The sequence below is a fragment of the Agromyces sp. PvR057 genome (assembly GCF_040547485.1).
Classification (GTDB): Bacteria; Actinomycetota; Actinomycetes; order Actinomycetales; family Microbacteriaceae; genus Agromyces.
This window is the reverse complement of the sequence record NZ_JBEPPT010000004.1, coordinates 265,796-278,986: the sequence shown is the minus strand read 5'-3', so window position 1 is coordinate 278,986 and position 13,191 is coordinate 265,796. Positions and strand designations below refer to the sequence as shown.

The following is a 13,191-nucleotide window of genomic DNA, read 5'->3' as shown; positions in this document are numbered from 1 at the left end:
TAGGTTTTTCATGCTACATTGCCTTTTGTCGTCGTCTCCTACAAATAGGATGACGAGTCATCATGACGAAGGAGTCACGCAATGTCACAAACCACGGCGGCCCCCGCGCCGTTCGCCGTCGATCGGCCCGGCAAGGAACCTCGCGGCTATACGCCCACCTTCGCGCTCGCGGCCTTCGGCCTGTACTTCGCGATCCTCACCCCGATCCTCGGCGGACTGTCGGTCAAGCTGCAGGGACTCGTCAGCCTCGACCAGGTCCCGGTGCAGCTCGGCATCGTGACCGCCGTCGGTTCGCTGTTCGCGCTCGTGTCCCAGCCGATCGCCGGCCGCCTGTCGGACGCGACGATGTCACGGTTCGGCATGCGCCGCCCGTGGATCATCACCGGCGTCGTCGGGACCTTCCTCTCCTTCCTGGTCGTCGGCATCGCCCCGAACATGTGGGTGCTGCTCATCGGCTGGTGCGGCGCGCAGCTGTTCAGCAACTTCGCGCAGGCCGCGGAGTCGGCCACCCTGGCGGATCAGGTGCCCGAGCACCGCCGCGGCTTCGTGTCCGGCCTCGTCGGCGCGGCCACCCCCGTCGCGATCCTCGCCGGCGCCATCTCGCTGAACGCGTTCCCCAACGACTTCCTCCGCGCGGTCATCCCCGCGACGGTCGGCCTCGTGCTCGGCCTCGTCTTCGCCTTCGTGCTGAAGGACAAGGTCCGCACCGAGCGTCGCGAGGAGCGGATGTCGGTCTTGAACCTGCTCAAGACGTTCTGGTTCAACCCGAAGAAGCACCCCGACCTCGGCTGGGCCTGGCTCACCAAGGCCATGATCATGTTCGGCTACGGCAGTGTCGCGGCCTACCTCACGCTGTTCCTCGCCACTTCATACGGCATGTCGATCACCGAACAGCTGTCGTTCAACCTGACGGCCACGATGGTGTCGACCGTCTTCCTCATCGTCGTCAGCATCATCGGCGGCAAGCTCTCCGACAAGATGGGCCGCCGCCGCATCTTCGTCGCGCTCGGCGGAATCCTGCTCGCGGTGGGCATCATCCTGCTCGGGTTCTCGCACGCGTTCGGCGACAGCGCCGGCCTCGTGGCCATCCTCGTCGCCGAGGCATTCATCGGCATCGGCGGCGGCCTCTTCTTCGCGGTCGACCAGGCGCTGTGCATCGACGTGCTCCCCGACCCCGAGAACACCGCGAAGGACCTCGGCGTGCTCAACATCGCGAACACCCTGCCCGCGATGGTCGTCCCCCTCATCGCCGGCGTCTTGATCATCCCGATCGGGCAGAGCCTGTTCGGCGCCGGCTACCTGCTGTGGTTCGTCTTCGCCGGCCTCGTCGCGGGAGTCGGAGGCGCCCTCGTCTTCCGGATCCGCGGCGTTCGCTGACCTGACATCCCTCTGAAAGGAATCCCCATGCCCGACGCAAGCGCGCGCTTCCCGTACCAGGACCCGACATTGGCCCCCGCGGCCAGGGCCCGGGACCTCGTCAGCCGGATGTCCATCGAGGACAAGGCCGGAACGATGTTCCTCTCGATCGTGTCGGTCGGCCCCGTGGACGAGCCGAACACGATGTTCGGGCTGCCGTCGCTGGCGTCGCTCGCGATCAATCACCGACTCACGCACCTGTACGTGATCGGCGACGCGAACGACTCGCGCGAGTTCGCCCAGTGGGTCAACTCCGCGCAGGAACTCGCGCTGCGCTCGGGCCTGGGGATTCCGATCACCTTCTCGACCGATCCGCGCCACGGATTCGTCGACAACCCCGCGGCATCCGCGCTGTCGAGCATGTTCTCGCTGTGGCCGGAGAGCATCGGCCTGGCGGCCCTGCGCTCCCCGGAACTGGTCGAGCGGTTCGCCGACATCGTGCGCCAGGAGTACGTCTCGGTCGGACTCCGGTCGGCCCTGCATCCTCAGATCGACGTCGCGACCGAGCCCCGCTGGGCTCGGGCGGGTGCGACGTTCGGCGAAGATGCCGGGCTGACCACCGAGTTGGCGGCGGCTTACGTCCGTGGCCTGCAGGGGGAGAAGCTCGGCTCCTCCTCCGTCTCGGCGATGGCGAAGCACTTCCCGGGCGGCGGCCCCCAGAAGGACGGCGAGGACCCGCACTTCACCTACGGCAAGGAACAGGTGTACCCGGGAGGCAACTTCCGCTCCCACCTCGCGCCGTTCATCGCGGCCATCGATGCCGGCGTCGCCTCGATGATGCCCTATTACGGCATGCCGGTCGGCACCGAGTACGAAGAGGTCGGGTTCGCCTTCAACAAGGCGATCGTCACCGACCTGCTGCGCACGCAGCTCGGCTTCGACGGTGTCGTCTGCACGGATTTCGGACTGCTGACGGACATCGAGATCCTCGGCGCCCCGATGCCCGCCAAGGCGTGGGGCCTCGAGACGAAGACCCGCCAAGAGCGCATCGTGCGCCTCCTCGACGCAGGCGTCGACCAGTTCGGCGGAGAGATGTGCACCGAGGAGCTCGTCACCGCGGTGCGGCTCGGACGGGTGCCGGAGTCGCGACTCGACGAGTCCGTGGTGCGCCTCCTCACGCAGAAGATCGAGCTCGGCCTGTTCGAGCACCCCCTCGCCGACGAGGAGCAGGCGGTCACGATCGCCGGCAACGACAGCTTCGTCGCCGAGGGCGCGGCGGCCCAGCGCGCCTCGATGACGCTGCTCAGCAACACCGAGCGCGACGGTGTGCCCACCCTGCCGATCACCGGCGCGGTCAAGGTGTACGCCGAGAACATCGACATCTCGAGTGAAGCAGACTGGACCAGGGTCGACTCCGTCGAGGAGGCCGATCTCGCCGTCCTCCATCTCTCCGCTCCGTTCGAGCCCCGCGGGCCCGGATTCGAGCTGTTCTTCCACGCCGGATCCCTCGAGTTCACCCCCGAGGAGCAGGCGCGCCTGCGGGGCATCTGCGAGTCGGTCCCGACCGTGATCGACATCACCCTCGACCGCGCAGCGGTCCTGGGCGACCTCGTCGACTGCGCCGCCGCGATCATCGCCGACTACGGGGCATCGGATGCCGCGCGCCTCGACGTGCTGACCGGCCGCGCGACGCCGCAGGGCAGGCTGCCCTTCGACCTTCCGTCGTCGATGGACGCCGTGCGCGACAGCCGTGAAGACACCCCGTTCGACACTGAGTCGCCCACCTTCCGCTTCGGCCACGGCCTGGGCTACACCGACTGACCAGACGGCCGCGCCTCACCGGTGCGCGGCATTCGGCGAGTGCCCACCACGCGCGCGCCGTTCTCACCAGAGAAGGACGAATTCACCATGGAAGCCACCCAGACCCAGGAGCGCGTCGAAATCCCGACCGCCGGCACTCCCGACGAGCGCGCCTCGCGCCTCGCCGCCCAGCTGACGGTCGAGGAGAAGGCGCAGCAGCTCGTCGGCATCATGCCGTTCGGACTCGTCGGCCCGCAGGGAATCGTGCCGGCCGCGGTGGAGCAGGCGCTCGGCGGCGGCATCGGCCACGTCTCGGGGATCGGCATGTTCGGCTCGCAGAGCGCTCCGCAGGTCGCCGCATCGGTCAACGCGCTGCAGCGATACCTCGTCGAGAACACCCGCGCCGGCATCCCGGCCATCTTCCACAACGAGGCGCTGAACGGCGTCGTCGCTCCGGGCTTCACCTCGTTCCCCACCGCGATCGCCCTCGCGGCGACCTGGAACCCCGACGCCGTCGAGGAGATGGCCGAGCTCATCCGCCACCAGATGCGTACGGTCGGACTCACCCAGGCGCTCTCGCCGGTGCTCGACGTCGCGCGCGACGCGCGCTGGGGTCGCGTGCACGAGACCTACGGCGAAGACCCGTACCTCGCGACCGCGTTCGGTGTCGCCTTCATCCGCGGGCTGCAGGGCGATGACCTCGACTCGGGCGTGATCGCGACGGCCAAGCACTTCCTCGGCTACTCGGTGACCGAGGCCGGCCAGAACATGGCCGGCACCGCGGTGACGCGACGCGAACTCCGCGAGGTCTACGCCCGCCCGTTCGAAGCGGCGATCCGGCTCGCGAACCTCGCCTCGGTGATGAACTCGTACTCCACTGTCGACGGCGTTCCGGTCGCGGCATCCCCGGCGATCCTGCGAGGGCTGCTGCGCGACGAGCTGGGATTCACCGGCACCGTGGTGTCGGACTACATGACCACCCAGATGCTCGTCGAGCGCAACGAGGTCGCCGAGGACAAGGTCGAAGCGGCCGCCCTTGCACTCGCGGCGGGCCTCGACGTCGAGCTCCCCAACCCGTACGCCTACGGGCCGGTCCTGGCGGGTGCAGTGCGCGACGGTCGTATCGCCGAGAGCAGGCTCGACGAGGCCGTGCATCGCGCGCTGCGGGACAAGTTCGCTCTCGGCCTCTTCGAGCACCCGTACGCCAGCGAGGACCCGATCGAGATCAGCGAGGTCGCCGGGCGCGGCGGCGAGCTCGCCGTCACCCTCACGAACCAGTCGGTCACCCTGCTCAAGAACGACGGCGACGTGCTGCCGCTCTCCTCAGCGTCGCGCCGCATCGCCGTGCTCGGACCCCACGCCGAATCGGCGTACACGGCCTTCGCGGCCTACACGCAGCCTGCCGGGATCGAGCTCATGAAGGTCATGATGTCCGGCGGCATGGGGAACATGGCCGGCGTGGACGCACCGACCGACGTGCCGGACGATGTCGCCGCCGAAGCGGCCGAGGCGATGGCGGCGTTCATGTCGATCGACCTCGAAGCGGTCGTGCGCGGCGCATACGGTGCGCGGTCGCTGACGGATGCGCTGCGCGACGCGCTGCCGGCGGCCGAGATCGCGTCCGTCGTCACCCCGCTCCGCGATGAGGACTGGGACCCGGCCGACGCGCTCCGCGCCGCCGCGGACGCGGACGTGATCGTGCTCGCGCTCGGCGGGCGATCGTCGTGGCTGGCCGGGGCGGTCGGCGGCACCGAGGGCGAAGGCGTGGACACGGCGGACATCGACCTGCCCGCCATCCAGGTGCGCCTCGCGCAGGAGGCCGCCCGGTCGGGCAAGCCCGTCGTCGCGGTCGTGCAGATGGGACGCCCCTACGCGCTCAGCTCGATCGAAGACTCGGTGTCGGCGATCGTGACCGCCTACTTCGGCGGGCCGGAGCAGGGCCGGGCCCTGGCATCCGTCCTCACCGGTGCAGCCAACCCCGGCGGAAAGCTGCCCTTCACGATTCCGCGCACGTCGGGCCAGGTCCCGATCCACAGCGGTCAGCACCTCGGTTCCGGCTACCGGCGCAGCGAGACCGACATGCACCAGGGCTACCAGGACCAGCCGGCCACGCCCCTGTACGCCTTCGGGCACGGCCTGTCGTACACGACGTTCGAGTACGGCTCGGTTGCGCTGGCGGATGCCGCGGTGACGACATCCGGAACCGTCTCGGCGACGATCTCGATCACCAACACCGGCGCGGTGAGCGGTGAAGAGGTCGTGCAGGCGTATGTCGCCGACCGGGCCCGCGGCGTCACCCGCCCCGCTCAGCAGCTCGTCGCCTTCGCGCGCGTCGCGCTCGCTGCGGGGGAGTCGAAGCGGGTCACGGTCGAGTTCGACCTGAGCCAGCTCGCGTACATCGGCCTCGAGGACGACGGGTTCGTCTTCGAACCCGGCGCGATCGAGGTGTCGTTCGGCGCGGCATCCGACGATCTGCGCCAGTCGGCGCGTGTCGAGGTCACCGGCCAGACCGTGAACGTCGGTGCGGACCGCAGCTTCCTCGCCCGCGTGAGCGTCGAGTAGCGGGCTTCGAGGCGGGGGATGCCGCTCGTCCGGTGCGCGCGTAGGCTGCGACCGGACGCAGGAACGAATCCAAGGAGTCGCGATGACCACGTATCAGGTCGGCTATTTCGTCGGCAGTCTCTCTTCGACATCCATCAACCGAACCCTTTCCAAAGCGCTCATCCGGCTCGCGCCGGAAGGTCTGGAGTTCACGGAGATCCCCATCCGGGACCTTCCCCTCTACAGTCCCGACTACGACGACGCCTACCCACCCGAGGCGATCGCGCTCAAGGAGGCGATCGGCCGATCCGATGCGGTGCTGTTCGTCACGCCCGAGTACAACCGGTCGATTCCGGGCGCGCTCAAGAACGCGATCGACTGGGCGTCGCGGCCGTGGGGTCAGAACTCCTTCGACCACATTCCCGCGGCCGTGATCGGCGCCTCGATCGGGATGATCGGCACGGCCGTGGCCCAGCAGAGCCTGCGTGCCGTGCTCAGCTTCGTGAACGCCCGCCAGATGACGGCGCCAGAGGCGTACATCCACTTCACGCCGGAGGTCTTCGCCGATGACGGCGAGGTGCTCGTCGAGAGCACCGCGCAGTTCCTGACGAACTTCATGGAGGAGTTCAGGACCCATGTCGAACGGGTGCTGACGGTGATCCCGCGCCCGTAACCCCGCGGGCGTCGTATCAGCGAGCAAGGGCGGCCAGCTCGGCTCGGCTCCGGGCGCCGGCCTTGCGCAGGAGGTTCGAGACGTGGAACTTCACCGTGTTCTCGCTGATGCCGAGCTGGCGTGCGATCGCTCGGTTGCGTTCGCCGGCGACGATGAGCCGCAGAACGTCGCGTTCCCGACCCGAGAGCGGTACAGCGTCGGCGAGCGGCTCCGGTTCGGCCGGCGGGTCGAGGGGGAGTCGGATGTCGAGCGAGGAGCCCCAACCCGGCGTCGAGGAGACTGCCAAGGCGCCGCTCAACGCCGAGACCCGTTCGGCGATCGGACGCAACGAGTCATCGTGCGCGGTGAGTTCGCCCTTGCCGTCATCGCGGATGCCGATGAGCAGGTTGAGGCCGTCGCAGTCCCACTGGATGCGCACGCGGCGCGTCTCGCCCTGGTCGACGAAGGCGAGCACCGTGCTGCGGACGATGGCGCGCGCCGCGTGCGCGACCTCGCCGGGCAGGGCCCGGCCGGTGGCCGGAGGTTCGACGAACTGCACATCGAGGTCTCCATACTTGACGAGCGGATGCAGGTCGACGCGGAGCCGGGCGAAGGCGCCGACCACCGGCTCGAGCAGGTTGCTCCGCTGCTCGTCGGTCGCCATCCGGAGGCCGACGAGCGCCGTCGTCGCGACTTCGGCGGCCATCGTGCGCGCACCGCGGTCGTCGAGTCGGGTGGAGCGCAGGATCGCGAGGATGGATTCGAGTGCGATCGCGTGCCGATCCGCCTGCTCGGCGACCGTGCCCGCATGCTCTGCGGCGAGGCGCCGCGACGCCGGCGAGGGGAGGTCGGTGGTCGATTCCATCGCACCAACCTACCCATCCCGGAGCAGCCATCCTTTCGGATGGGCAGAACCGTGCGGACGAGTGGGGTGATCTCGCTCGCTGCGACGCGACCATGGGGACATGGTCCTCATCGATGCCTCCGTCGCCACGTCGCTCCGACGAGTTCGGCAGGAGCTCGACACGCTGCTTGAGCGAGTCGTCGTCACCGAGACGGACGCGCTGGCGGCATTCTCCGACCTCATCGCCGCGTCGCCGCGCGTGTTCGTGGCGGGCGCGGGCCGCTCCGGCCTCGCGTTGCGCATGACGGCGATGCGCCTGATGCACCTCGGACTTCCCGTGCACGTGGTCGGCGAGGTCACGGCGCCGGCGATCCAGGCGGGCGACCTGCTGCTCACGGCGAGCGGCTCCGGCACCACGGACGGCATCGTCCGTGCGGCGCAGGTCGCGACATCCGTGGGCGCTCGCATCGCCGCGATCACGACCGCTCCGGAATCACCCTTGGCCGAGCTCTCGACCGCCCTGATCGTGGTGCCCGCTGCGGGCAAGCTCGACCGGTCAGGTGCGGCATCCGCCCAATACGCCGGCAGCCTGTTCGAACAGGCGGTCGTGATCGTCGGCGATGCCGTCTTCGATGCGCTCTGGCAGCGTTCAGGCGCGACCGCGGCCGAACTGTGGCCGAGGCACGCGAACCTCGAATGAGCCGCACCACCCCGAGAAACCTCACGCGCCACCCACCCAACCGCACACGAAGGAACACGATGAAACTGCAGTTCGCCATGGACACGCTGACCACCGAGGCCGCACTCGAGCTCGCCGCCGCCGCGGCGCCTCACGTCGACATCCTCGAGCTCGGCACCCCGCTGATCAAGAGCGCGGGCCTCTCCGCCATCACCGCCGTGAAGGCGGCACATCCCGACAAGGTCGTGTTCGCCGACTTGAAGACGATGGATGCCGGCGAACTCGAGGCCGACATCGCCTTCGCCGCGGGCGCGGACCTGGTGACCGTGCTCGGCTCCGCGGGTGACAGCACCATCGTCGGCGCCGTGAAGGCGGCGAAGAAGCACGGCAAGGGCATCGTCGTCGACCTGATCGGCGTCGTCGACAAGCCGACGCGCGCCAAGGAGGTCGTGGCCCTCGGGGTCGAGTTCGTCGAGATGCACGCGGGACTCGACGAGCAGGCCGAGGAGGGCTTCACGTTCTCGACGCTGCTCCGCGATGGCGAGGCCTCGGGTGTGCCGTTCTCGGTCGCCGGCGGCATCAACGCCTCGACGATCGCCTCCGTGCAGGCATCGGGCGCCCGAGTCGCCGTCGCCGGCGGGGCGATCTACGGCGCAGCCGATGTGGGCGCCGCAGCCGCGACGCTCCGCGCCGCGATCGTCTAGCAGGCGCGCTGCGAAGGGGGAGGTCGGCGCGAGGTCGGCCTCCCTGTCTCGGTGGCGTCCGACCCGATGGGAGCCATCAGGCGTCGGCGTGCATCCTCTCAGCTACGGCGGCGATCTGCGTCCGCAACCATCGATGCCCCGCGTCCTCCTCGTGGGTCGGGCTCCACCAGAATGCGTGCCGGATCAGGGGCAGCTCGAGCGGGGACGTCACGACGACCACGTCCGAGCGGGCTGCGAAGCGCCGGGCGAGCGATTCCGGCACGAAAGCCACCCGGTCGGTGCCCGCGACCATGTCGGGCAAGGTGAGGAAGCTGCGGGTGACGACCTCCGTTCGGGGATACACGCCGAGCGTGAGCAGCTGGCGGGTCGCGCTCGTCACGGCGGTGCGGCCGCTGTAGGTGACGGCCCACGGGCGGATGCCGAGCGAGTCGACGGTCAGCTCCGCCGGCTCGGCGCCATCTGCGGGTGCCGCGACGATGCACGCCCATGGGTCGACGAACAGGTCGATGTGCTCGGCATTCTCGAAGTAGCCATGCGGGAGGAAGAGCCCGTCGATGTCGCGGAGCGAGTCGGGCGCGTTGTCGACGACGGCGTCCTGCACGTGCTCGAACCGAAGCTGCGTGTGCGGTGCGGCCGCCGCGACCGCCCTGGCGAGCGGCGCGCCGAAGATCGCCGCGACGTAGTCGGAGCCGACCAAGCGGAACTCCCGGTGGCTCTCGGACGGGCGGAATTCCGCCTGGGTCCCGAAGAGCTTGCTGAGCACGCCGGTCGCTCCCTGGACTTCGGCGAGGAGCTCCGTCCCGAGTGGGCTGAGGACGTACGTGTTGCCCGAGCGGACGAGGAGCTCGTCATTGAAGTGCCGACGGAGCCGGGCGAGCGCCGCCGAGAGGGCGGGCTGACTCATGAACAGGCGGTCGGCTGCCCGGCTGACGCCTTTCTCCTCGAGCAGCGCCTGCAGCGGGACGAGCAGGTTGAGATCGATCGAGCCGAGCTGCATCGGACCACGATGGCGTTCGCCGGCGGCCCCGGCCTCGCCGGCAGCCGATCCGCCCGATCCATCCGTCTCCATCGACGTCGTCCCTTCGCCGGTTCCTATCGCCCTGTGCTCCGTCGTACCACGAGTGCGGGTTCGAGTCGAACGGCACGATGCTCGTGCGCGCTGGAATCGATGTCGTCGAGGAGGAGCCCGACCCCGGCGTAGCCCAGTTCAGCACCCGGTTGGCTGATCGTGGAGATCGGGATCGGTGCATCCCACGCCGCTTGGTTGTTGTCGTACCCGATCACGCCCACGGATGTCGGGACCGAGAGTCCGGCGGTCTCCGTGAACGCCTGCACGATGCCGGCGGCGAGCAGGTCGGATGCCGCGACGACGCCGTCGATCTCACCGGCGGCGACCCTCGGAGCGAGGACGTGACCGACCTGCCACCCGTCGGCCCGATTGATGCCCTCGGGCGAGAGCTCGTCGACCGGTCGTACGCCCGCTGCTGCGAGCGTTCGCCGAAAGCCCTCCCGACGCTCGGCGACCGGTTGCAGCGCGCTCGGGCCGCCGACGAAGACGAGCCGCGAGCGGCCGGTGTCCAGGAGATGCTGGGTCGCCAGCCGGCCGCCGGCTTCGTTGTCGAAGTACGCGCTGCAGAACGCGGCGGCATCGGCATGGAAATTGAGCAGCGTGAGCACCGTGCCGCGCGCGCGCCGCGCGGCGAGCGCCCGGTAGTGGGACTCGTCGTTGAGGGTGAGCAGTGTGCCGAGCACACGGGACTCCGTGAACAGGTCGACGTAGCGATCCTCGCGTTCGAGGCGACCATCGGCATTTGCGACGAGCAGCGAGAGCCCGTGCTCCTCCGCGGCGCGCTCGGCGCCGCGAGCGATGTCGACGAACAGCGAGTTGCCGAGGTCGGAGAGCACGAGTCCAACGGATCTGGAGCGCCCGGCAGCGAGGGATCGAGCGGCCCCGTTCGGCACGTACCCCAGCATCGAGATGGCACGTTCGACGCGGTCGATCGTCTCGGCGGCCACCCGCTCGCGGTGATTCAGGACGTTCGACACGGTCGACTGGGAGACGCCGGCGAGGGAGGCGACATCGGCGATGCCCGCGGTTCCGGTGCTCGTCGCACCGGATGCCCTCTGGCCGCCGGGACTCGTCGTCGAGGTGATCGTCATGAGCACAGCGTACGCGATCGTTGCAGCGTTCCAAGCCACGCAACGATGCGGGTATTCGCGGGTTCGATAGCGGGTATCAGGATGCGCATGCCCGAAATCACGGCTGAGCCGAGGCGGAGCGCTGTGCGTCCGCTTAGCATCCTCTTGCAGCGCTACAACTCGATGGCGCGGCCGCATTCAAGGAGGAACTGTGACCACAGCACGCAACCGAGCGCGACGCTTCGTTCCGCTCATCGCCGGATTGGGAGCGACCGCGCTCCTGCTGACCGCCTGTTCGGGCGACAGCGGCGGCGACACCGCGGCGCCGACGGACTTCACGTACCTGTCGTTCGCTGAGAACACGAGCATCCAGGACACGCTGACCTCGCTCAGCACCGGCAGCTGCTCGGCCGAGAACGAGGCGCTCCCGCTCGACATCACCACCCAGCCGCAGGCCAGCTACGACCAGCAGCTCCAGCTGCTCGCCGGCCAGAACGCGCTCCCCGTGCTCTTCGCCAGCGGCAACTCGCCGCAGGTCGCCAAGGACCTCAACGACGGCGGCAAGCTCGTCGTTGTCGATGCGGCCCTCGAAGAGCTCGACCAGAGCGACGCGATCATCCCCGCAGCCCGCTCCACCATCGAGGCCCTCTACGGCGGCGACGTCTACGTGCTGCCGACCGAGTTCAACGTCGAGGGCATCTGGTACAACAAGCAGCTCTTCGCCGAGAACGGCATCGACGAGCCGACCACGTGGGACGAGCTGACGGATGCCGCGGCGAAGCTGAATGCCGCGGGCGTCACCGCGTTCTCCGCCGACGGCCAGGACGGCTGGCCGCTCACTCGCCTCGTGGGCAACTACCTGTTCCGCACCATCGGCCCGGATGCCCTGCAGAAGGTCATCGACGGCGAGGCCTCGCTCACCGACCCCGAATACGTCGAAGCGGCGGCGGCTGTCGCCGACCTCGGCAAGGAAGGGTACTTCGGCCCGTCGGTCGGCTCGATCGACTACATGACCGCCGTCAACCAGTTCCTCACCGGCGAAGCCGGCATGTTCTACATGGGCAGCTGGATCCTCGCGAACTTCAACGACCCCGCCCAGAACCAGATCGGCGCCGAGAACATCGGATTCATGCCGTTCCCCGAGGTCGAGGGCGGCGCGGGCAGCCGTGACCAGCTCGCCGCGAACGTCGGGGTGCCGCTCGCGCTCTCCGAGGCGAGCTACACCGACGATGTCTCCGCATGGCTCGGCTGCTTCGCCGAGAACTTCGGTTCGACCTCGCTCAGCGAGCAGGGCGTCATCACCGGCTTCGCCGTGAACGAACCCGTGGAGGACCTGCCGCCGCTCACGCAGGCCGTGCAGGAGCGCATCGACGAGACGACGCAGAGCGTGCTCTGGTTCGAGGCGCTCTTCAACGCGAAGGCGGCCACGACGAGCCAGACCAACGCGTCGCAGCTCGTGACCGGCGCCATCACGCCCGAGAAGTTCATGGAGATGGTCCAGGCGGACCTGAAGTAACTCCGACCCCAACCGGCCGAGGGTCGCGTTCCCACGCGACCCTCGGCCCACGTCTCGATCGAAAGCAACTCTTGTGAACCGCGTACTCGGCGACTGGCGCGCCATCCTTGTCCTGCTGGGCCCCGCCCTGCTCGTCTACACCCTCGTGATGCTCGTCCCGATCTTCTGGTCGCTGGGCTACACGGTGTTCGAGGGCAACCCGATCACCGGGTTCGAATTCGTCGGCCTCGACAACTTCGCGGCGCTGTTCACCGATCCGAAGATCGCAGATGCGCTGGTCTTCACGCTCAAGTACGCGGTCGTCCTGACCATCGCGCAGGTCGGCTTCGGCTACCTGCTCGCCCTCATCTACGTGTTCTGGCTCCGCAAGGCGTCGAGCCTGATCCGCACCCTCGCATTCTTCCCGGTGGTGCTGCCGACGGTCGCCGTCGCCCTGCTCTTCCAGGAGCTGTTCAAGATCGCGCCGCAGAACGGCCTCGTCAACGACCTCCTGAATCTCGTCGGCATCCAGTCGGTCGACTGGTTCGCATCGCCCGACACGGCGTTCCTCGTGCTCATCCTCATGGACCTCTGGCGATCGATGGGCTTCTACGCCGTGCTGCTGTACGCCGGGCTCGTCGACATCCCCGACGACCTGTTCGAGTCCGCTCGCCTCGATGGTGCATCGGGCTGGCGCCTCGTTCGCCACATCGTGATCCCACTGTCGCTGCCGGTGCTGCTCTCCTCGATCATCTTCAGCGTCAACGGGACATTGAAGGTCTTCGACTCGGTGCTCGCCCTCACCAACGGAGGACCGGGCAACACCACCACGCCACTGACGCTGTACATGTACCAGACGTCCTTCACCTATGGCGAGTACGGGTACGGAAGCTCGATCGCACTGCTGCTGACGATCATCTGCCTGCTCGTCACGATCTTCATCTTCCGTTCCTCGCGCCGCGATCTGACCAAGGGCTGAAC

General features: G+C 68.7%; 11 protein-coding genes. 8 read left to right on the top strand and 3 right to left on the bottom strand.

What is annotated here, in order from left to right:
• Window positions 1-81: 81 nt before the first annotated feature.
• The 4 genes from ABIC29_RS15925 to ABIC29_RS15910 all read left to right on the top strand — a co-directional run bounded on the left by ABIC29_RS15925 (window position 82) and on the right by ABIC29_RS15910 (window position 6,370).
• The gene (locus tag ABIC29_RS15925; RefSeq protein ID WP_116085410.1) at window positions 82-1,377 is read left to right on the top strand and encodes an MFS transporter; all 1,296 of its coding nucleotides are present in this window, start codon (window positions 82-84) and stop codon (window positions 1,375-1,377) included.
• A 27-nt stretch (window positions 1,378-1,404) separates the two neighbouring features.
• Window positions 1,405-3,177: a glycoside hydrolase family 3 protein gene (locus ABIC29_RS15920; RefSeq protein ID WP_354246978.1), complete on the top strand. Its 1,773-nt coding sequence runs from the start codon at window positions 1,405-1,407 to the stop codon at window positions 3,175-3,177.
• Between the two features lie 87 nt (window positions 3,178-3,264).
• Entirely contained in the window at window positions 3,265-5,718 is a 2,454-nt protein-coding gene (locus tag ABIC29_RS15915) for a beta-glucosidase family protein (protein ID WP_116085405.1), read from the top strand.
• A gap of 82 nt (window positions 5,719-5,800) precedes the next feature.
• On the top strand, window positions 5,801-6,370 hold the full coding sequence (locus ABIC29_RS15910; RefSeq protein WP_116085403.1) for an NADPH-dependent FMN reductase: 570 nt from the start codon (window positions 5,801-5,803) through the stop codon (window positions 6,368-6,370).
• A gap of 16 nt (window positions 6,371-6,386) precedes the next feature.
• On the opposite strand, the gene ABIC29_RS15905 is transcribed toward ABIC29_RS15910, so the two are convergent.
• A complete protein-coding gene (locus ABIC29_RS15905) occupies window positions 6,387-7,214 on the bottom strand; it encodes a helix-turn-helix transcriptional regulator (RefSeq protein ID WP_116085400.1) in 828 nt (275 codons plus the stop codon).
• A gap of 100 nt (window positions 7,215-7,314) precedes the next feature.
• Between ABIC29_RS15905 and hxlB the strand changes: the two genes are divergently transcribed.
• A complete protein-coding gene (gene hxlB, locus ABIC29_RS15900; RefSeq protein ID WP_116085397.1) occupies window positions 7,315-7,893 on the top strand; it encodes a 6-phospho-3-hexuloisomerase in 579 nt (192 codons plus the stop codon).
• A gap of 59 nt (window positions 7,894-7,952) precedes the next feature.
• The gene (gene hxlA, locus ABIC29_RS15895; RefSeq protein WP_116085395.1) at window positions 7,953-8,576 is read left to right on the top strand and encodes a 3-hexulose-6-phosphate synthase; all 624 of its coding nucleotides are present in this window, start codon (window positions 7,953-7,955) and stop codon (window positions 8,574-8,576) included.
• Between the two features lie 76 nt (window positions 8,577-8,652).
• On the opposite strand, the gene ABIC29_RS15890 is transcribed toward hxlA, so the two are convergent.
• Both ABIC29_RS15890 and ABIC29_RS15885 read right to left on the bottom strand, forming a co-directional pair.
• On the bottom strand, window positions 8,653-9,645 hold the full coding sequence (locus tag ABIC29_RS15890; protein WP_116085392.1) for a LysR family transcriptional regulator: 993 nt from the start codon (window positions 9,643-9,645) through the stop codon (window positions 8,653-8,655).
• Between the two features lie 23 nt (window positions 9,646-9,668).
• The gene (locus ABIC29_RS15885) at window positions 9,669-10,736 is read right to left on the bottom strand and encodes a LacI family DNA-binding transcriptional regulator (protein ID WP_116085541.1); all 1,068 of its coding nucleotides are present in this window, start codon (window positions 10,734-10,736) and stop codon (window positions 9,669-9,671) included.
• A gap of 190 nt (window positions 10,737-10,926) precedes the next feature.
• Here ABIC29_RS15885 and ABIC29_RS15880 point away from each other — a divergent pair, with 190 nt between their 5' ends.
• A complete protein-coding gene (locus tag ABIC29_RS15880) occupies window positions 10,927-12,231 on the top strand; it encodes an ABC transporter substrate-binding protein (RefSeq protein ID WP_354246970.1) in 1,305 nt (434 codons plus the stop codon).
• A 73-nt stretch (window positions 12,232-12,304) separates the two neighbouring features.
• The gene (locus ABIC29_RS15875) at window positions 12,305-13,189 is read left to right on the top strand and encodes a carbohydrate ABC transporter permease (protein WP_116085388.1); all 885 of its coding nucleotides are present in this window, start codon (window positions 12,305-12,307) and stop codon (window positions 13,187-13,189) included.
• Window positions 13,190-13,191 lie beyond the last annotated feature (2 nt).

Excerpts from the sequence above, each read along its gene's own strand:
- ABIC29_RS15925 (WP_116085410.1), top strand. The coding sequence starts at position 82 with ATGTCACAAACCACGGCGGCCCCCGCGCCGTTCGCCGTCGATCGGCCC.
- ABIC29_RS15915 (WP_116085405.1), top strand. The coding sequence starts at position 3,265 with ATGGAAGCCACCCAGACCCAGGAGCGCGTCGAAATCCCGACCGCCGGC.
- hxlB (WP_116085397.1), top strand. The coding sequence starts at position 7,315 with ATGGTCCTCATCGATGCCTCCGTCGCCACGTCGCTCCGACGAGTTCGG.
- hxlA (WP_116085395.1), top strand. The coding sequence starts at position 7,953 with ATGAAACTGCAGTTCGCCATGGACACGCTGACCACCGAGGCCGCACTC.
- ABIC29_RS15885 (WP_116085541.1), bottom strand. The coding sequence starts at position 10,736 with ATGACGATCACCTCGACGACGAGTCCCGGCGGCCAGAGGGCATCCGGT.
- ABIC29_RS15920 (WP_354246978.1), top strand. The coding sequence starts at position 1,405 with ATGCCCGACGCAAGCGCGCGCTTCCCGTACCAGGACCCGACATTGGCC.
- ABIC29_RS15890 (WP_116085392.1), bottom strand. The coding sequence starts at position 9,645 with ATGGAGACGGATGGATCGGGCGGATCGGCTGCCGGCGAGGCCGGGGCC.
- ABIC29_RS15905 (WP_116085400.1), bottom strand. The coding sequence starts at position 7,214 with ATGGAATCGACCACCGACCTCCCCTCGCCGGCGTCGCGGCGCCTCGCC.
- ABIC29_RS15910 (WP_116085403.1), top strand. The coding sequence starts at position 5,801 with ATGACCACGTATCAGGTCGGCTATTTCGTCGGCAGTCTCTCTTCGACA.